The sequence below is a fragment of the Kribbella sp. CCNWLW201 genome, assembly GCF_037203805.1.
Lineage (GTDB): Bacteria > Actinomycetota > Actinomycetes > Propionibacteriales > Kribbellaceae > Kribbella.
Map to the genome: position 1 here is coordinate 1,428,341 of NZ_JBBCBQ010000001.1, position 17,475 is coordinate 1,445,815.

The 17,475-nt window shown below is 67.8% G+C and carries 18 protein-coding genes; 7 read left to right on the forward strand and 11 right to left on the reverse strand.

The window, feature by feature from the left end; translation table 11 throughout:
- Positions 1-71: 71 nt before the first annotated feature.
- Positions 72-299, forward strand: a complete 228-nt coding sequence (locus V9K99_RS06890; RefSeq protein WP_337323240.1) for a hypothetical protein — start codon at positions 72-74, stop codon at positions 297-299.
- A gap of 11 nt (positions 300-310) precedes the next feature.
- Here V9K99_RS06890 and V9K99_RS06895 read toward each other — a convergent pair whose 3' ends face one another.
- Together V9K99_RS06895 and V9K99_RS06900 are read right to left on the reverse strand one after the other, a co-directional pair.
- Entirely contained in the window at positions 311-1,525 is a 1,215-nt protein-coding gene (locus tag V9K99_RS06895; protein WP_337323239.1) for an RNA polymerase sigma factor, read from the reverse strand.
- Complete coding sequence (locus tag V9K99_RS06900; RefSeq protein ID WP_337323238.1) at positions 1,525-1,938, reverse strand: YciI family protein; 414 nt, start codon at positions 1,936-1,938, stop codon at positions 1,525-1,527. Before V9K99_RS06900 ends, V9K99_RS06895 begins: the two co-directional genes overlap by 1 nt.
- 331 nt (positions 1,939-2,269) lie before the next feature.
- On the opposite strand from V9K99_RS06900, the gene V9K99_RS06905 reads away from it, so the two are divergent.
- Positions 2,270-2,629, forward strand: coding sequence for a hypothetical protein (locus tag V9K99_RS06905; protein ID WP_337323237.1), 360 nt, complete (start codon positions 2,270-2,272; stop codon positions 2,627-2,629).
- Positions 2,630-2,674: 45 nt separating this feature from the next.
- On the opposite strand, the gene V9K99_RS06910 is transcribed toward V9K99_RS06905, so the two are convergent.
- Positions 2,675-3,121, reverse strand: coding sequence for a hypothetical protein (locus tag V9K99_RS06910; RefSeq protein ID WP_337323236.1), 447 nt, complete (start codon positions 3,119-3,121; stop codon positions 2,675-2,677).
- 34 nt (positions 3,122-3,155) lie between these two features.
- Between V9K99_RS06910 and V9K99_RS06915 the strand changes: the two genes are divergently transcribed.
- From V9K99_RS06915 to V9K99_RS06930, 4 genes are all read left to right on the forward strand, one after another.
- Positions 3,156-3,707, forward strand: a complete 552-nt coding sequence (locus tag V9K99_RS06915) for an AAA family ATPase (protein WP_337323235.1) — start codon at positions 3,156-3,158, stop codon at positions 3,705-3,707.
- A 98-nt stretch (positions 3,708-3,805) separates the two neighbouring features.
- Positions 3,806-5,701 carry a hypothetical protein gene (locus V9K99_RS06920; RefSeq protein WP_337323234.1) on the forward strand — a complete coding sequence of 632 codons (1,896 nt, stop codon included), beginning with the start codon at positions 3,806-3,808 and terminating at the stop codon, positions 5,699-5,701.
- 330 nt (positions 5,702-6,031) lie between these two features.
- Positions 6,032-7,696, forward strand: coding sequence for an ABC transporter ATP-binding protein (locus V9K99_RS06925; protein ID WP_337323233.1), 1,665 nt, complete (start codon positions 6,032-6,034; stop codon positions 7,694-7,696).
- On the forward strand, positions 7,693-9,564 hold the full coding sequence (locus V9K99_RS06930) for an ABC transporter ATP-binding protein (protein ID WP_337323232.1): 1,872 nt from the start codon (positions 7,693-7,695) through the stop codon (positions 9,562-9,564). The genes V9K99_RS06925 and V9K99_RS06930 overlap by 4 nt, the downstream gene beginning before the upstream one ends.
- Positions 9,565-9,605: 41 nt before the next feature.
- On the opposite strand, the gene V9K99_RS06935 is transcribed toward V9K99_RS06930, so the two are convergent.
- Both V9K99_RS06935 and V9K99_RS06940 read right to left on the reverse strand, forming a co-directional pair.
- Positions 9,606-10,838 carry an MFS transporter gene (locus tag V9K99_RS06935; protein WP_337323231.1) on the reverse strand — a complete coding sequence of 411 codons (1,233 nt, stop codon included), beginning with the start codon at positions 10,836-10,838 and terminating at the stop codon, positions 9,606-9,608.
- Positions 10,835-11,725 (reverse strand): ATP-grasp domain-containing protein, encoded by an 891-nt coding sequence (locus V9K99_RS06940; RefSeq protein WP_337323230.1) that lies wholly within the window; start codon positions 11,723-11,725, stop codon positions 10,835-10,837. The genes V9K99_RS06935 and V9K99_RS06940 overlap by 4 nt, the downstream gene beginning before the upstream one ends.
- 136 nt (positions 11,726-11,861) lie before the next feature.
- Between V9K99_RS06940 and V9K99_RS06945 the strand changes: the two genes are divergently transcribed.
- Positions 11,862-13,031 carry an AAA family ATPase gene (locus tag V9K99_RS06945; protein ID WP_337323229.1) on the forward strand — a complete coding sequence of 390 codons (1,170 nt, stop codon included), beginning with the start codon at positions 11,862-11,864 and terminating at the stop codon, positions 13,029-13,031.
- Between the two features lie 247 nt (positions 13,032-13,278).
- Here V9K99_RS06945 and V9K99_RS06950 read toward each other — a convergent pair whose 3' ends face one another.
- The 6 genes from V9K99_RS06950 to V9K99_RS06975 form a co-directional block, all read right to left on the reverse strand.
- On the reverse strand, positions 13,279-14,181 hold the full coding sequence (locus tag V9K99_RS06950; protein WP_337323228.1) for a 1-aminocyclopropane-1-carboxylate deaminase/D-cysteine desulfhydrase: 903 nt from the start codon (positions 14,179-14,181) through the stop codon (positions 13,279-13,281).
- Between the two features lie 144 nt (positions 14,182-14,325).
- A complete protein-coding gene (locus V9K99_RS06955; protein ID WP_337323227.1) occupies positions 14,326-15,162 on the reverse strand; it encodes a hypothetical protein in 837 nt (278 codons plus the stop codon).
- Positions 15,163-15,891, reverse strand: a complete 729-nt coding sequence (locus V9K99_RS06960) for a CDP-alcohol phosphatidyltransferase family protein (RefSeq protein ID WP_337323226.1) — start codon at positions 15,889-15,891, stop codon at positions 15,163-15,165. It lies immediately after the preceding gene.
- Between the two features lie 175 nt (positions 15,892-16,066).
- The gene (locus V9K99_RS06965) at positions 16,067-16,507 is read right to left on the reverse strand and encodes a nitroreductase family deazaflavin-dependent oxidoreductase (RefSeq protein ID WP_337323225.1); all 441 of its coding nucleotides are present in this window, start codon (positions 16,505-16,507) and stop codon (positions 16,067-16,069) included.
- A 38-nt stretch (positions 16,508-16,545) separates the two neighbouring features.
- Positions 16,546-16,938, reverse strand: a complete 393-nt coding sequence (locus V9K99_RS06970) for an ArsR/SmtB family transcription factor (RefSeq protein ID WP_337336373.1) — start codon at positions 16,936-16,938, stop codon at positions 16,546-16,548.
- A 65-nt stretch (positions 16,939-17,003) separates the two neighbouring features.
- Positions 17,004-17,441, reverse strand: coding sequence for an SRPBCC domain-containing protein (locus V9K99_RS06975; protein ID WP_337323223.1), 438 nt, complete (start codon positions 17,439-17,441; stop codon positions 17,004-17,006).
- Positions 17,442-17,475 lie beyond the last annotated feature (34 nt).

Below are 17,475 nucleotides of genomic sequence, written 5' to 3' on the forward strand. Positions count from 1 at the left end.
ACATGGCCGACGAACCCGACTGTTCCGATTCTTGGTCGAGGGGTTGGCTCGCGCGCAAGTCCTCACGTGCGATGCGATGGGTGTGGGGTACGGCGTACTTCGTCGGGTTCGGCGGCTGGGTCTGGCTCGTCGCTCTGTGGGCAAAGCACAACGGGCACGTTGACTGGGTGAGCGAGACCATCAGGCCGACGTACGTCCTCGTGGCGGCCATCACATACTGGCCGCCGGCAATCGCCCTGTGGAGGGCGGCGTACCCCGCCGACCACAGGTGGTTGCCTTGGGACAATCGGGATGCGTAGGCCCCGTGCCCTTAGCCCAGTGCGGCTGCCTTGCGTAGTAGGACTGAGCGTTCGCGTTGGTTGGTGCATAGCCGGGCCGCCAGTTCCAGCTCGGCGCGGGCCTCTGGTCGCCGGCCGAGGCGGGCCAGTAGTTCCCCACGTACGGTCGGAACCAGGTGCGAACCGGGGAGCCGGTCCAAGGCGATCAGCTCGTCGACCATCGCCAGGGCTTGCGCTGGTCCCGAGGCCATGGCCACGGCGACGGCCCGGTTGAGCTCGACCACCGGCGAGGGCGCGACCCGGCCGAGCGCCTCGTAGAGCACCACGATCCGGTCCCAGTCGGTCGCCTCCACCGACGGCGCCGACGCATGGGTAGCGGCGATCGCAGCCTGCAGGCCGTAGGGGCCGAGCCCGCGGGCGGATGCCTTGGCCAGCGCGGCCAGCCCACGGTGGACCGCCGAGAAGTCCCACCGCCGCCGGTCCTGGTCCTCCAGCAGGATCGGCGAACCATCCGGGCCGGTCCGAGCCGGGAAGCGCGCGGCCGTCAGCTCGCACAGCGCAAGCAAACCGTGCACCTCCGGCTCGTCCGGCTGCAGCGCGGCCAGCGTGCGCGCCAGCCGGATCGCCTCGTACGCGACGCCGGGGCGCAGCAGCCGGTCGCCCGACGTGGCCGTCGACCCCTCGGTGAAGATGACGTAGACGACGCTGAGCACACCGCCCAGTCGTTCCCGGCGCTCATCGGCCGGCGGCAGCTCGAACGGCACCCCGGCCGCCGCGATCGTCTTCTTCGCCCGGGTGATGCGGGCCTGGACGGTCGGCACGGGCACCAGGAACGCGCGGGCGATCTGCTCAGTGGACAGGCCGCCGACCACGCGCAGGGTCAGCGCCACCCGGGCCTCGGGCGAGAGCACCGGGTGGCAGCTAACGAACATCAGCGCCAGGATGTCGTCGTCGATCCGGTCCGGGTCAATGTCCTCGTCGACCACCGGGTCAGCCGCCAGCAAGGCGTATCGGTCCCGCAGCGCGGACCGGCGGCGGATCGCGTCGATCGCCCGCCGCCGGGCCGTGGCCATCAGCCAGCCGGACGGATTGGCCGGAGGGGTGAGCGGCCACGACACCAGCGCCTCGGCCACCGCCTCCTGGGCGGCGTCCTCGGCCAGCCCGAAATCGCCGGTGAACCGGGTCAGCGCGGCGACGATCCGCGCCGACTCGATCCGCCAGACGGCCTCGACGTCGGCCGTGTCCATCAGATCCTGGTGCTCTCGCCCCGGGCCAGTTCCTCGACGGACCCCTCGTGGCCCGGCGGCATCTCGTCTTCGCCGGCCACCCGACGGATCTCGATCTTGGACCCGGTGACCGACGGGACCCGCTTGGCCCACTCGACCGCCTCCTGCTTCGAGGCGACATCGAGCAGGAAGTAGCCCCCGAACAGTTCCTTGGTCTCGCCGTACGGCCCGTCCGTGACCACCGGGGCCTCGCCGCTGAAGTCGACCACAACGCCCTGGCCCGCATCGTCCAGCCCTTCGGCGGCGACGAACACACCGGCCTTCACCAACTCCTCGATGTAGTGGTACGTCGAGGCCGCCAACTCCTCGAACTTGGCCATCAGGGCCGCGTTCGACTCATCGGTGCCCCGCATGATCAGCATGTACTTCGGCATCACGTTCTCCTCGTCCGCCGGGGCCGCCTCTCGGCCCGCGCACCCACAGGTCGAACGGGCGACGCCCGGATCGACACGGCCCCACAGAAATCTCTCACCGCCCCATAGAGAGTGCAGCGGCAGCAAACATCATGCACAGAGCTTTGCGAGACCTGCGTCGATGGGAAGCAGGTCGCTGTTCCTCTTCGCCAGGTCGTGCGACCAGCGCGCAACACGCGACGACCTGTTGGCAGGTCAGAATCTGGGCATGGGTGCCGCGGCGTATGTCAGGTTTCAGAGTCCCGTTCCTGATCGCCTGGGGCGGCGGATTGGGATCTTTGGGCTGGTCAACATGCTTGGGAAGCGGGGGCTGCTCAGTGCGGAGGAGGAACACTTCCGCCGTACGACGAACGCCTGGTACGACGCGACGTACGTGGACCCGACGAGTGTCGATCCGACCGTTTACGACCCGGACATCAACCCGCGGGCGACCGCCTGGTTCGTTCCGACGGCCGAGCATCTGATGGAGCCGATCCCTGGGTATCTCGCCATCCTCGCCGCGCACAATCTCCCGTGCGATCGGTACACCTCAGCAGACCCCGGCCAGATCATCTACGAGGATCCCCACCAAGTCGTCGTGATCCCCAACGACAACGAGGCGCCCGATCACCCGAGGACGACCATGTGGCTCCCGCCGATCCCCCGCACCTGAGCATCAGAACGTGTAGCGGGCGCGCGTAGTCAGCCCGTACCCGCGTTAGTGCAGGACTGGGCTTGTTTTGGCGGTTGTTTGGAGGTTGCCGCGGAGGAGTGCTGTCAGCGCGTTGGCTACTTGGCGCACTGACTCGAGTTCTAGATCGCGGGGCCATACGGTGCCTTCGCCGCCGACGCCTCGGGTGTTCAGCCAGTCGGCCGGCAGTTTGCCTGTCTGGGCAGCGAGTCGGGCAGCGTACGCGGAGGCCTGCTCCGTGAGTGCGAGCACGGTCTCGATCCGGTCGTCTGAGGTGAGCCGAGCATCCAGATCGGCGTTGACGCAGCCCTGGAAGCCGGCGCGGGCTTGCATGCGCCAATGCTGTTCGGCTTCGCGCAGCCACCCGGGCGCGTCGGCAGGCACAACCTCGGCAAGCAACTCGAGCCAGGTCTCCAGCAGCTGGTCACGCGACCAGAAGCCGAACCCCCGGAACTCTGTGAAGCTGGATCCCATCTCCACGACTCTGGCATGGTCTAGGGTCTCGGGGGTGTCGAGGCTTGGGGATGAGACGACGCGGCTGGTGGTGCTTCGGGGGAACTCGGGCTCCGGGAAGAGCACTACGGCGCAGGAGGTACGGCGGCGAGTCGGGCGCGGGGTCGCCTGGGTCGAGCAGGACTATCTACGCCGGATCCTGCTCCGTGAGCACCCCAAACCAGGTGCTCCGAACATCGGCCTGATCGACCAGACCGTCCGCTACTCGCTCGATCACGGCTACCACGTGATCCTGGAAGGCGGCCTCTACAGTCCGACGTACGGCGCGATGCTCCGGCAACTGATCGCCGACCACGCCGGCCCGACCGGGGTGTACTACTTCCAGATCCCGTACGACGAGACCGTACGACGCCATGCCACCCGACCGCTGTCGAAAGTCGTCACGCCGGAGCAGATGCGCGAGTGGTACGAGCCCTGCGACGTCCTCGGCGTACCTGCTGAGCAGATCATCGACCCGACCAGCACCCTCGACGACACTGCGAACCGCATCATCAGCGACCTCGCCTGGACGACCGGCGGCGTAATCCTCAACGCGATCGAAGACTGACCGGCCCAGACCGGTGCACACTTCCGTTACCCGTGGTTACTGGCTAGGGTGCCGCCCTGTGTCGAGGTGCCGCTGGGGAGCGCGCCGAGGGGGTTCTTGTGGTCAGGTTGCGAGTCAAGGTCGCTGCTGTCGCCTGTGCGGTCGCGCTGGTGCCGGTCGTCGCGAGTCAGGTGATGGCGGCCGATCCGCCGCAGCACCTGGGCGAGGGAACACCGGTCGCGAGCCGAACAGCCACGACACAGGTCAGCGATCTCGGCCTGTCCGCCGCGCGCGTGGTCGCGTCAGAGAAGCCCGACGGCACTCTCTACGAGACCAGCAACAACGGCACGAGCTGGACCGCGACCGGCGGCGCCAACGACACCAAGCCCTTCCAACTCGAGGGCTCCAGCCTGCTGAGCTTCCAGTCCGGCACGGCCAAGGTCAACGGCCTCACCTTCCCCGCTGCCGATGAGGTCATCCTCGGCAAGGGCGGCAAGCTCGTCTCCCACCGCACACCGAACGCGGCCACGGCAGAGGTGTACGACGTAGCGACCAAGACCAAGGTGGCCGACTACGCACCACCGTTCGCCATGTCCGACAGCACGGTCTGGAAGGTCACCGAGCCCGGCCAGCTCACCGGCAAGGACCTCACCACCGGCACCGTCAAGACCGTCCTGGTCGCCAGCGCATGCACAGTAGGCCCGGACCGCGTCAACGGTCGCTGGGCCCTGCTCAGCGGCTGCAACCAGGTCGTCGACGTCAAGGGCCCTGAAGCGCCCCGCAACCTCACTGTCGCGGCGGACTCCCAGCTCGGCAACGGCTTCACGGTCCAGACGACGCCAGACCAGGATCTGCTCGTCACCGACCTCAACGACCAGGCTCTCGGCCAACGCCGCTACGGGCCGGTCCGCGTGCAGCCGGCCAGCTTCCGCGCCGACGGCTCTGGTGTGGCAAAGATCGTGTACGCCGACCCGACCTCAAAGCCGCGCATCATCACCCTCAGCTGGCTGACCGCAGACCCGCAGCAGCGACCGGACACCACGGCACCGGTCCTCACCAGCGCCTCAGCAGGCGACCGGATCCGCGACAACACGAGTCTGTCGTTCGAGTGGGCCTACACCGACCCGCAGGACCCCAACTCCCCCGCGACCGGGGTCGACTCCTACGACTTGCGCATCCAGCAGCGGCCCAACCGCACGTCGCCGTACGGCGCCTGGAACCAGGTCCCGTCGTGGCAGGGTCTGAAGACGACTGGGGCCAGCTACAGCGCACCGATCGGCACTGACACGTGCTGGCAGGTCAGGGCTCGCGACTACGCGGGCAACGTGAGCGCGTGGAGTACGTCGTACTGCAGTGAGGTCGACGGGACAGCGCCGTCGCTGTACACCCTGCGGATCGGCGACCGCGTGGCGGTGACTGCGCCGGTCACCTTCCGCTGGACGTACAAGGACGACACCGACATCGCGTCGTACGACGTCGTCTACAAGATCGCCGCGCCGGGTGTTGCTCTGGGCAAGTGGATCTTCCCGGCGACCTGGCAGAACACCCGGATCACGTCGATCACCTGGACGCCGCGGCTCGGCTGGGACGAGTGCTTCATGGTCCGGTCCCGCGACTACCTCGGCAACCTGTCCGCCTGGTCGCCGCAACTCTGCGCCGTCGCACCCCAGGACGACCGGGCCCTGACGTCGGCCGGGTCCGTCACGCGCTCCACCAGCACCCTCGCCTTCCAGGGCACCACCTCGATCCTCAAGGCGAACGGCGCGTACTTGACCAAGGCAACCGAGGCCGGCGCCCGGATCGCGCTGGTCGCCATCCACGGCCCGGGGCAAGGCCGTGTCGACGTCTACCACGCGAACATCAAGATCGGCACCGTGAATCTCGCGGCCACCACCACGGCCCGCAAGGTCACCTACCTGCCGATCACCCCGTTCCGCACCGGCGCGGTCAAGATCGTCTCCACCTCGACCGCCCCCGCCACCATCGACGGCATCGCGTTCCTCAGGGCCAACTAGCAGACCTATCGCGATCCGTAATGACTGTGACCCCCGTCACCGCGTGGTGACGGGGGTTGCCTATTGCGACACGCGGTAATTCATCACCCGGGAATGGAATTCGAAAGACAAGCGCTTACCGGTAGGCGATACTGGAAAGTGCGCCGTTTTCCGGTCGCGACCCCCTATTACACGCCAAGCATGATGGGAAGTGCGCCCGTCCAGATGCCCTCAGAGAGACCTGCCCACGCGCCGTCGATCGCAGCCCCTACCACCCGAGCACCCGAACGCAGCCGCAATCTCTGGCGGCTCCGCCCCTATCTCCGACCGCACCGCTGGCGCCTCGCGCTGATGTTCTCCACCGCCTGCCTCGGTGTCGCCGTCAGCCTCACCGTTCCCCTCGTCACCCGGGCCATCATCGACGGTCCGGTCACCCGCCGCGAGCTCGATCTCCTCGTCCCGCTCGCGTTGCTCGCCCTCGGTCTCAGCATCAGTGAGGTCCTGCTGGTCTGGGTCCGCCGCTGGGCCCAGTCCCGGACGGTCAGCGATCTGGAGGCCACGCTCCGGCACGACCTCTACGTCCGGTTGCAGTCACTCCCGATGGAGTTCCACACCCGCTGGCAGAGCGGTCAGTTGCTCTCCCGCGTCACCACCGACCTGTCCACCATTCGCCGGTTCATGGGCTTCGGCCTGCTGTTCCTGGTGATGAACATCCTGCAACTGGTGGTCGTCACCACCCTGCTGCTGCGGCTCTACTGGCCGCTCGGCGTCGTCGTACTGCTGGCGGCGGTGCCGATCATCGTGGTGTCGCTGAAGTTCGAGCGGAAGTACCTGGTGATCTCCCGCCAGGTCCAGGACCAGCAAGGCGACCTGGCCACCCAGATCGAGGAGTCCGCGCTCGGTTTCCGGGTGATCAAGGCGTTCGGCCGCCGTCAGCACGTCCAGCAGCAGTTCGACGACGGCGCGATCACCCTCTACGACACCTCGGTGGCGAAGGTTCGGCTGGCGTCGAGGTTCTGGAGCTTCCTCGGCGTGATCCCGAACCTGACGCTCGTGATCGTGCTGCTGCTCGGCGCGCTCGCGGTCGGCCGGGAGGCGATCACGCTCGGCACCCTGGTCGCGTTCATCACGCTGATGCTTTCGCTGATCTGGCCGGTCACGTCCCTGGGCGCGATCCTGGCGATGGCGCAGGAGTCGATGACCGCGGCCGACCGGATCAGCGAGATCCTCGACACCTGGTCCACCATCCAGTCCGGCGACGAGGAGCTGACGAACCCGCGCGGCCACCTGCGGTTCGAGAACGTCAGCTTCCGGTTCTCACCCGACTCCCCCGAGATCCTGCACGACGTCAACCTCGACCTCACTCCCGGTACGACGCTCGCACTCGTCGGCGCCACCGGGTCCGGAAAGACCACCCTCACCGCACTGGTGCCACGCCTGTACGACGTCACCGGCGGGCGGATCACCATCGACGGGCACGACCTCCGGGACCTCACCCTGTCGTCGCTGCGCGGCGCGGTCGCCTCCGCGTTCGACGACCCGACGCTGTTCTCGATGAGTGTCCGGGAGAACCTCACCCTCGGCCGGCCGGACGCGACCGAGGCGGACATCCAGCAGGCCCTCCAGGTAGCACAGGCCGAGTTCGTCAACGACCTGCCTTGGGGCCTCGACACCCGGGTCGGCGAGCAGGGCATGTCGCTGTCCGGTGGCCAGCGGCAACGACTCGCACTGGCCCGGGCGGTGCTCGCCAAGCCCGCGGTTCTGGTGCTCGACGACACACTGTCGGCGCTCGACGTCCACACCGAGGCGCTGGTCGAGGAGGCTCTGCGCAACGTGCTCGCCGACACCACCGGCATCGTGGTGGCACACCGCGCGTCGACGGTGATGCTGGCCGACAAGGTCGCCCTGCTGCAGAACGGGACGATCACCCACGTCGGTACGCATCACGAGCTGCTCACCGACGTCCCGGCGTACCGGCTGCTCCTCGCGGCCGAAGAAGAGGAGGTGCACGCATGACGACGACCCAGCAAACACCTCCCAAGGACGTGCCCGAGGAGGAGAAGTCGCCGGAGGAATCCTGGCGGGGGTACTTCGAGGACGAGGGCGACCGGGAGTTGTCGAGGGCAACGACCATCCGGCTGAAGGAGGATTCCCGCAAGCTGCTCGGCGAGCTGCTGCGGCCGTACCACAAGCTGATCTGGATCCTGGTCGCGATCGTCATCGTCGAGAACGGAGCCCGGCTCGCGGTGCCGTACCTGGTCCACCTCGGCATCGACAACGGCATCCCGCCGATCCTCAGAGGTGAGGGCGCGACCACGCTGATCACCGTCGTCAGCACCGTGTTCGCGATGGCGTTGCTGCAGGCGTTCGCCCGGCAGTTGTTCCTGATGCGGTCCGGCAAGCTCGGCCAGACCATCCTGCTCGGTCTGCGCCGGCGGGTCTTCGACCACTTCCAGCGACTCAGCCCGTCGTTCCACGACAAGTTCACGTCCGGGCGGGTGATCTCCCGGCTCACCTCGGACGTCGGCGTGATCGACGAGATGCTGGCGAACGGGTTCGACGGCCTGGTCACGGCGCTGCTGACCTTGATCGGTACGGCGATCCTGCTGCTGACGCTGGACTTCAAGCTCGGCCTGCTGGCGCTGCTGTCGTTCCCGGCGCTGATCCTGATCACCGCCTGGTTCCGGCGCCGGTCCGCCATCGTCTACCGCCAGACCCGCGAGGCCGTCGTACTCGTCATCGTGCACTTCGTCGAGTCGATGACCGGGATCCGCGCGGTGCAGGCGTTCCGGCGGGAGCCGCGCAACGAGGAGATCTTCCACGGCGTCAACGACCGGTACCGGGCGGCGAACCTGGAGTCGTTCCGGCTGAACGCGATCTTCATGCCGTCGATCAAGGGCGTCGGCAACATCACCATCGTCGCGATCCTGGCGTACGGCGGTTACCAGGCGTACCACGGTCACGTGACGGTCGGTGTGCTGACCGCGTTCCTGCTGTACCTGCGGCAGTTCTTCGAGCCGCTGCAGGACATCTCGCAGTTCTACAACACCTTCCTGTCCGCGAGTGCGGCGCTGGAGAAGCTGTCCGGGGTGCTGAACGAGAAGCCCGACGTACCGGAGCCGGTCAAGCCGGTCCGTCCCGGTAAGAGCCGCGGGCACCTCGAGCTGCGCAACGTGCGGTTCCAGTACGTCGACGGCGTACCGGTGCTGCCAGGCCTCGACCTGGACGTGCCGGCCGGTCAGACGCTCGCACTGGTCGGTACGACGGGTGCAGGCAAGACCACGATCGCCAAGTTGGTAGCTCGGTTCTACGACCCGACCAGCGGTCACGTGCTGCTCGACGGGACCGATCTGCGTGACCTCACCGAGGACGACCTGCGCGAGCGGGTGGTGATGGTGACCCAGGAGAACTTCCTGTTCACCGGCACGGTCGCGGACAACATCCGGTTCGGCAAGCCGAGCGCCACGCTCGACGAGGTGGTCGAGGCGGCCAAGGTGATCGGCGCGCACGACTTCATCATGGCGCTGCCGGAGGGGTACGAGACGCAGGTGGAGAAGCGCGGCAGCCGGCTGTCCGCGGGTCAGCGTCAGCTGGTCGCGTTCGCCCGGGCGTTCCTCGCGGACCCCGCCGTACTGATCCTGGACGAGGCGACATCCAGCCTCGACATTCCCAGCGAGCGGCTGATCCAGCGCGCGCTGCGAACCATCCTGGCCGACCGTACGGCGATCGTGATCGCCCACCGCCTCTCCACAGTGGAAACCGCGGACCGCGTCCTCGTCCTCGAACACGGCCGCATCATCGAAGACGGCGCCCCCGGCGACCTGGTAACCACCGGAGGCCACTACTCCGGCCTCCACCAAGCCTGGGAAGACTCCCTGGCCTGAGCGAACCGTGGGCGCGTGGGTTCATCCAACCCACGCGCCCACTACTCACGCTCCTTCGGTGAAAGCTTGCCGCGTGGGAGGCAGAGGTAGGCGGATAGGAGGCCGGCGGTGGCGATGAGGGTCCAGAGGGTCCAGGGGGCGAGGGTGTAGGTGGCGCCGCCGATGAGGGGGCCGGTGCCGGTGCCGATGGTGTAGGCGGCGCCGTACAGGCCCTGGTAGCGGCCGACCATGCGTGGTGGGGTCAGGCTGCCGAGGTAGGCGGCGGCGACGGAGCTGGTGATCATCTCGCCGAGGGTCCAGATCAGGACGGTGGCCGCGAGCAGGCCCATGTCGGTCATGAATCCGGTCAGTGCGAGACCGGCACCGATGAGCAGGTTGCCGATGGCAAGGACGTACTCCGGTCGGTAGCGGGAGACCGCGCCGGTGATGGGCAGTTCCAGCAGCAGCACCAGCAGGCCGTTGAGTCCGATGAGCAGACCGAAGTCGCGTGCGCTCAGGCCCACGTCGGTGACGTGCAGCGGCAGGCCGACGGTGGATTGGATGTAGACGAACTCCGCGACCAGGGTCATCACCAGGAACCGCACCAGCCTGCGGTCGCCGAGCGCCTGCCGGTACCCCACGTGGTCGGCCTGCGTGTCCGCGTCGTCCTGGTCGGACAGCGGCCGGGGCGCGTTCCGCAGCAGCACCGCCACGACCACCCCGAACAGCAGGCACGCGGCGGCGTTGCCCAAGAACAGCTCGACATAGGACGTGCTGGCCAGCACACCGCCGATGACGCCGCCCAGCGCGGCGCCGATGTTCATCGCGAACCGGAACACCGCGAAGGCGGCCAGCCGTTGCTGGTTGGTCGTGACGGAGTCGAGCAGGACGGCGGCCGCGGCCGGCCGGTAGACCTGCGAGGTCACCCCGATCAGGCCGACCACCGCGACGATGAGCGGGAACGGTCCGAGGTACGGCACGAGCGCCGTCAGCCCGGCGGTGGTCACGGCCGACAGCACGATGGTCCAGCGCCGGCCGATCTGGTCGGCGAGGTAGCCGCCGACGGTGTTGCCGAGCACGTTGCCCAGACCGGACACGCCCAGCACGAACCCCGCGGCACCGGCCGAATAGCCGCGCTCGGTCAGGTAGAGCACGATGAACACGGGCAGGAAGTTGCCGACCCGGTTGACCAGGATTCCGAGGCTGACGATCCACACCCGGCCGGGCAGGCTGCGCAGCGCGTCACGAAACCGCGGCCCGTGGACGCCCGAACCGTCGCCCGGCGCGGCGTTCACGCGACGGGCTCGGTGCGCACGTGGATCGCCGCGGCCAGCCGCCTGCCGTTGGCGATCGCCTCGGCGGCGGTGGCACCGCGGGCGATGACGTGACCGACCTTGTCCTCGTTCCACCTCAGCGCCGGTACGTCGTCACCCGGCTGCACCTCCAACTGGAGGTCGACGAACGCCGGATCCGCGCGTACGGCGTCGACGCCGGTCTCCTTGTCGGTCACCGCGACGACCACATGCCGGCCGTCGAAGCTCAGCGTCTCCACGCTGATCTCCGGGCCGTCCAGGAACTCCTCCATCAGGAACTCGTCGAACGACTCGGCATCGGACAGGTCCTTGGCGGCCCAATGCCCGTCGTCGAGAGCCCGGAACCGTTCGGCGACGACGTCCACGTCGGCCTGGTCGCGGAGGCGGAACACCCCCAGGCTGCCCGATTCGCGGATCGGCTTGACGATGATCGGGAGCCCGTGAGCCTGCACGAACTTCCGAACGTCCCGCCCGCAACGGCCGACCGCAGAGGCCACCGGGCTGATGCCCCTAGCGGCCAGGTGCCGGCGCATCCGCCACTTGTCCAGCAGCAGCTCCACCGTGGCGACGGACTCGCCGCCAAGGCCGAGCATCTCGTTGACCCGCGCCGCCGGCAGCAGCCCGAGCTCGAACAGCGACACGGCCGCCTGGAACGGGTACGCCTCGTGCAGCGCCCGGACCAACGGCAGAAGCCGGTCGATGTCGCCGTACTCGAGCAGCAGCGCCTGACCGACGTACGGCCAATGGCCACGGCCATACTCGTCCGGGAACTGAATGTGCACCACATCCAGGCCGAGCTCCCGCGCCTTGCGCACATGCTGGAGCTTGCCGCCGATGACCAGGACGCGGGGCCGTCCGGTGGTCGACATCTGCCCTCCTCCGAGAAGTGGTCGGCTTTCTGCCGCCGCCCGAATCTGCTCGCCTGAGGTGGGCCCGCACATCAGAAATCCTCCCTATCTCAGCTGGCGCGGAGTTCTGTCGGAGCCGGTAGGTAGCGTGACGAGCATGCTGACGAGCCTGGCGGTGGAGAACTACCGGTCGCTGCGGCGACTGGTGATGCCCCTTCGCGGGCTGAACGTCGTGACCGGGGCGAACGGCACAGGCAAGTCGAGCCTCTACCGTGCGCTCCGGCTCCTCGCCGACGCCTCCCGCAACGGCGCCGTCGCCGCCCTGGCCCGCGAAGGCGGCCTCCAGTCCACGCTGTGGGCGGGCCCGGAGCACGTCCGCAAAGACCGGCCGGTGCAAGGGACGGTGCGGACCGGTCCCATCGCACTCCGGATGGGCTTTGCTTCCGAGGACTACGGTTACGCGGTCGACTTCGGGCTGCCGATACCGACCAAGGGTGTCCACAACGAGCCGTCGGCGTTCAACCTCGATCCGGAGATCAAGCGGGAGGCGCTGTGGGCCGGCCCGTTCCTGCGGCCCGCCGCTCTGCTCGTCGAGCGTGGTGGCGGTGGGGCGCGCATCCGCGACGGAGATGGCCGGTGGCAGGACACCGGCCACGTGCTACAGCCGTTCGACAGCATGCTGAGCGAGTTCGCCGACCCCCAACGGGCGCCCGAACTGCTCGCACTGCGAGAGCGCATGCGCGCCTGGCGTTTCTACGACCACCTGCGCACCGACGCGGATGCGCCGGCCCGGCAGGCTCAGATCGGTACCCGTACGACGATCCTCGGCCCCGAGGGAGCCGATCTCGCGGCCGCCCTCCAGACCATCCGCGAGATCGGAGCGAAGGGTGCGCTCGACGAGGCGATCGAGTTGGCGTTCCCGGGCAGCCGGGTGGAGATCGTCAACGCCGCCGGACGCTTCGAGGTCGCCTTCCGGCAGCACGGCCTGCTCCGGCCACTCTCCGGCGCCGAGCTCTCCGACGGCACCCTCAGATACCTCCTGTGGGTCGCTGCTCTGCTCACTCCACGACCACCCGAACTCCTGGTCCTCAACGAGCCCGAAACCAGCCTGCACCCGGACCTCCTCCCCGCCCTGGCAAACCTAGTAGTCACCGCCGCCAAGGACACCCAAGTCATCGTCGTAACCCACTCCCGCCCGTTCGTGGCCTCCCTCGAGGCCCTCGCCGACGACCTGCACACCACCGAACTCATCAAAGACCACGGCGCCACCACCATCGCCAACCAACGCCCCCTAGACGAACCACCCTGGAAATGGCCCTCGCGCTAACCAACCACGGAGAACGAGAACTGCTCGCCTGCACGGCGCAGAGGACAACCACCGCGGCGCCCGCGGGGGGCTGCCCCTCAACGCGAACATCATCTGTCGGTTACTACCGAGGGGCCGTGTACCACGGAACGATTCAGCTCGTTGTCAGTCCGCATGGACGTTAGATGACCGGTCGCTGGCTTGGATTCGACAAGGAGTTCAAGGTCAACTCGGGCGACTGGCGCCTTGAATGGCTCGAGCACTGAGCTCAGAGCTCGGGGACCTCACCGGATCCGCTGATGACGGCGATGATCGTCGTACCTCTGGCAAACGCTCCGCGACTCACCTGGTCGAAGAGCGCGTACATCATCTTGGCCTCGTAGACCCAATCAAGCAGCAGGCCATGTCTCGCGTCGAAATCATCGATGAAGGCATCCAACTCAGGTGTCCGCTTCGCATAGCCACCGAAGTGGTAGGCACTTTCGAGGCGCCACGTACCGACCCGCGAGCCATACGTGGCTTCCTGCAGATCGACGATCTCGTCCTCGAGGAAATCGCCGCCTTTCAGGACCGGAACGCCGACCACGAGTTGATGCGCAGCCGTTCCTGCTGCGATGCCGGCCAGCGTGCCGCCGGTGCCAACCGCGCAGAACAGCACGTCGAACGGCTCTGTCAGTTCAGTCGGCAGTTCTGCGCACCCGAGCACGGCCGCGCTGTTGCTGCCGCCTTCGGGAAGCAGATAAAAGTCACCGAACTCTCGGTGCAGGCCGCTGATCACAGCATCCGAGGACTTGGCGCGGTAGGTAGTCCGATCAAGATAGGTGAGCTGCATGCCGCGGGCCGCGGCATAGGCGAGCGACGGGTTCAGCGGCAGATGCTCCTCGCCCCGGATCACGCCGATCGTCCCGAAGCCGCCATAGTGGCCAACCGCTGCGGTCGCCCGAATGTGGTTCGAGTAGGCGCCGCCGAAGGTCAGGAGCGTGTCCATGCCGCGTTCGCGCGCCGCGGAAATGTTGTACTTCAACTTGCGCCACTTGTTGCCCGGGATCTCTGGGTGGATGAGATCGTCACGCTTGAGCAGGACGCGGACGGCTGACCTGGCCAGGCGGTCGTCGTGAAGCTCCGACACCGGCGACGGAATCTGAAGCTCGACCGACTGAAGCTCACCCACCAGCCCAGCATCGCATGACGACACTCCGGTCGCTCGAACACTGCTGGCCGTCCACGGTCTGCTGCCGGTCCGCCCGCTGGCGACACCACGAGGCGGTCGCGAAGCGGGCGACGTAGGAGCCGTAGCGAGGCGTGGGGAAGAAAGTCAGTCTTTGATGGATTCGAAGCGGACGAGGATCAGGGAGCCTATGGCGGAGAGGATGAAGCCGCCTATGGCGCCGGGCCACCAGCCGGTGCGGACGGCGTCGTCGAGGACGAAGACGCCTACGGCGGCGGGGGTGATGGTTTGGAGGGCGATCATCGGGGTGGTTGCCAGGGTCACCGAACCGCGCTGGAGGGCGAGGGAGTAGAGGATGAAGGCCAGGGCGCCGCTGATGGGGAGTGTGTACGTCGTTGGGCTGCCGAGGAGCTCGGCGATCGAGCCGTCCTGGAGCAAGCGGGCTGAGATGGCGACGCCGGCGTACCCGAGGCCTGCCAGTAGGCCGAGGAGGGCGGTGGAGACGCCGTGTTTCGAACGGCTGGCGATGGCTCCGAGTACGGCGATGACCACGAGGCCGACGATGACGCCGATGGTGAGGCCCTGGTGACGGGCGCTGTCACCCGCGTCGCCGGCCGAGACCGCGAGCAGGCCGAGGCCGACGCAGACCGCGATCACCGCGGACCATTCGAGCGCGCTCAGCTGATCCGACATCAGCCGGGTCGCGAGCAAGGCGGTGACCACGAGGCTGGCCGCGATTCCGGCCTGGGCGAGGTAGAGCGGAAGCAGGCGCAGGGCAACGAAGTGCAGCGCGAAACCGGCCAGGTTCAGGACCAGTGCGGCGAGGAATGCAGGCTGCTTGAGCAGGGCGACGACGAAGGCGCCGAGCCGGCGCGGATCGAGCTCCGACTCGGTCGGCACCTTGCGCGAACCCACCGCCTGCAGGATCGAGGCGATACCGAAGAGCACCGCGGCACCTAGTGCCGCGCTGAGGCCAAGGAACACCTATGCGACCTTGCGTCGGGGCACCCAGAAGGTCAGGTACAGGCTGAGGACCCCGTAGTACAGGAGATAGGACAGCGAGACGGCGACCACGATGGCGTTCGGGTTCGGCATCTGGGCGAGCAGGACGGCGTACGACGCCAGCCAGATCGCCGTGGTGAGCAGGTTCAGCGACCGGAACGCCTTGGTCCGGGACGGGTAGACATACTTCACCGGCACGAACACCAGGATCGAGCAGACGACCAGGATCACACCGGTGGTGACCGGGCTGAGACCGAGGATCACCACGTAGAACGCGACCACGTTCCAGTAGCTGGGGAAGCCGAGGAAGAAGTGGTCGTCGGTCTTCGCGTCGACCCGGCAGAACTGGTAGCTGGAGGCAAGCAACGGCAACGCGGCCAGCACCGCGCCCCAGGCACCGGACGGCAGGTAGTCGCCGGTCCAGAGCAGCACGATCGGGGCGAAGGCGTAGGTCAGGTAGTCGACGATGTTGTCCAGCATCGCGCCGTCGAACCACGGGATGGTTTCCTTCACCCGCAACCGGCGCGCGAGCATCCCGTCGGTTCCGTCGATCACCAGTGCGGCCAGGCCGAGCCAGAGCGCGCGGACGGCATCCCCGTCGATTGCGGCGATGACGATGAGCAGCGCGAGCACCGTTCCGCTCGCGGTATAGGCATGCAGTGCCAGTCCGGCCAGACGCAATCGCGTTGACCCGACGAACGGTTCCTGCACCGCGTCGTGTGTGGTCAGGACGACTCCCAGAACTCTGTCGACGCAGCGCGTCGTGCCTGGTCAATGAAACCAGGCAGGGCCCAGCGTCTCACAACCGCTGGGCTCCTCCGGGCACCCTGTACCGTTCCGCCGCGGATCTGTGCACAGACCTTACTGGGACGACCGGGCTGGCCTACTAGACGACCGGCTCGAGCACGAACTGCGGGATCTTGCGGGAGGTCTTGGTCTGGTATTCGGCGTACGGCGGGTAGGCCGCGACCGACCGCTCCCACCACTCGTCGTACTCGGCGCCCTCGATCTCGCGGGCGACGTACTCCTTGGTGACCTCGCCGTCCTGCAGCGTGAGCTTCGGGTCGGCCTTGAGGTTGTAGTACCAGACGGGGTTCTTGGGGGCGCCGCCGAGCGAGGCGACGGCGGCGTACACACCGTTGTGCTCGACCCGCATCAACGGGACCTTGCGGATCTTGCCCGACTTCGCGCCGCGCATGGTGAGCAGTACGACGCGCATACCCATGATGTCGACCACGGCGGTAGTTCCGGCCGCCTCGACCTTCTCCACCTGGGTACGAACCCAGTCAGTCGGACTCGGGGCGTAGTCGTCCTTGTTCGATGTCATGTCACCGATCTTAATGGTGACACATCAACATCAAAAAATCACCGCGCGTCGTCAGCCCTCCCCAAGCGCCCGGGGGGCGTCGCCGCCGGACTTGCTTCTGTGGGCGCCGACAGCATCGCCTCGACCCGGGCTGTTTCGGCGATTTCGGCGATGACGGTGAGGCGGCGGTCCCATTGGGCGGCCACGTCGGCGATCCAGGCCGCGGTCTCGGTGAGGGCCTCGGGGCGTAGCTCAAAGCGGACGTCTCGGCCCACCCGGCGGCTCTCGACCAGGCCGGCCTCGCGCAGTACGGCGAGATGCTGCACCACCGCCTGCCGGGTCACCGGCAACTCCCCCGCCAACGACGTCGCCGTCCGCCCACCACCCGCGGCCAGCAACTCCACGACGGTCCGCCGGGTCGCATCACCCAAGGCCCCCAGCACACCATCCACGCTCACAACCGGAGCCACGGCGGGATCGGGGCGTTCGGGGTCGGCAGGCGAGGCGACAGTCTCCATCACAGCGTTGGCGCCAACTCCGTCAGCGCAGCGAGGCCACCGTCCCAGCCCTGCGCGGACTCATCCGCACGCTTGACCTGCTCCTCCGCCGAGACATCCAGCCGATCGAACCCGGTCTCCACCACCCGCAACCTCGTCCCCTCACCTTCCGGCGTGAGGGTGAACTCGACCAGGTTCGAGTTCCCCGGAATCGGGTCCACACCAGGATCGACGGCGTACCGATAGGCGAACCGGCGACCTGGCTCCACCTTCTCCACGAACCCGAGATATTCCCCGTGCTCGTCCCACCGCATCACCAGCCGACCACCTGGACGCAGATCGATCTCGACCCCGCCGAACGCATACCAACGGGCAAAGTTCTCCGGCTGGGTCACGGCCGCCCACACCACCTCCGGCCGCGCCTCGACGTACACCTCACGCTCCACCGTGCTCTCCATGCCCCCAACCCTGCCACGCAACTAACCGATGTGC

What these genes read in the sequence shown, in the direction of transcription:
- V9K99_RS06930 (WP_337323232.1), top strand. Translation starts at nt 7,693, where the DNA reads ATGACGACGACCCAGCAAACACCTCCCAAGGACGTGCCCGAGGAGGAG.
- V9K99_RS06905 (WP_337323237.1), top strand. Translation starts at nt 2,270, where the DNA reads ATGCTTGGGAAGCGGGGGCTGCTCAGTGCGGAGGAGGAACACTTCCGC.
- V9K99_RS06900 (WP_337323238.1), bottom strand. Translation starts at nt 1,938, where the DNA reads ATGCCGAAGTACATGCTGATCATGCGGGGCACCGATGAGTCGAACGCG.
- V9K99_RS06895 (WP_337323239.1), bottom strand. Translation starts at nt 1,525, where the DNA reads ATGGACACGGCCGACGTCGAGGCCGTCTGGCGGATCGAGTCGGCGCGG.
- V9K99_RS06945 (WP_337323229.1), top strand. Translation starts at nt 11,862, where the DNA reads ATGCTGACGAGCCTGGCGGTGGAGAACTACCGGTCGCTGCGGCGACTG.
- V9K99_RS06925 (WP_337323233.1), top strand. Translation starts at nt 6,032, where the DNA reads ATGTTCTCCACCGCCTGCCTCGGTGTCGCCGTCAGCCTCACCGTTCCC.
- V9K99_RS06965 (WP_337323225.1), bottom strand. Translation starts at nt 16,507, where the DNA reads ATGACATCGAACAAGGACGACTACGCCCCGAGTCCGACTGACTGGGTT.
- V9K99_RS06975 (WP_337323223.1), bottom strand. Translation starts at nt 17,441, where the DNA reads ATGGAGAGCACGGTGGAGCGTGAGGTGTACGTCGAGGCGCGGCCGGAG.
- V9K99_RS06890 (WP_337323240.1), top strand. Translation starts at nt 72, where the DNA reads ATGCGATGGGTGTGGGGTACGGCGTACTTCGTCGGGTTCGGCGGCTGG.
- V9K99_RS06940 (WP_337323230.1), bottom strand. Translation starts at nt 11,725, where the DNA reads ATGTCGACCACCGGACGGCCCCGCGTCCTGGTCATCGGCGGCAAGCTC.
- V9K99_RS06910 (WP_337323236.1), bottom strand. Translation starts at nt 3,121, where the DNA reads ATGGGATCCAGCTTCACAGAGTTCCGGGGGTTCGGCTTCTGGTCGCGT.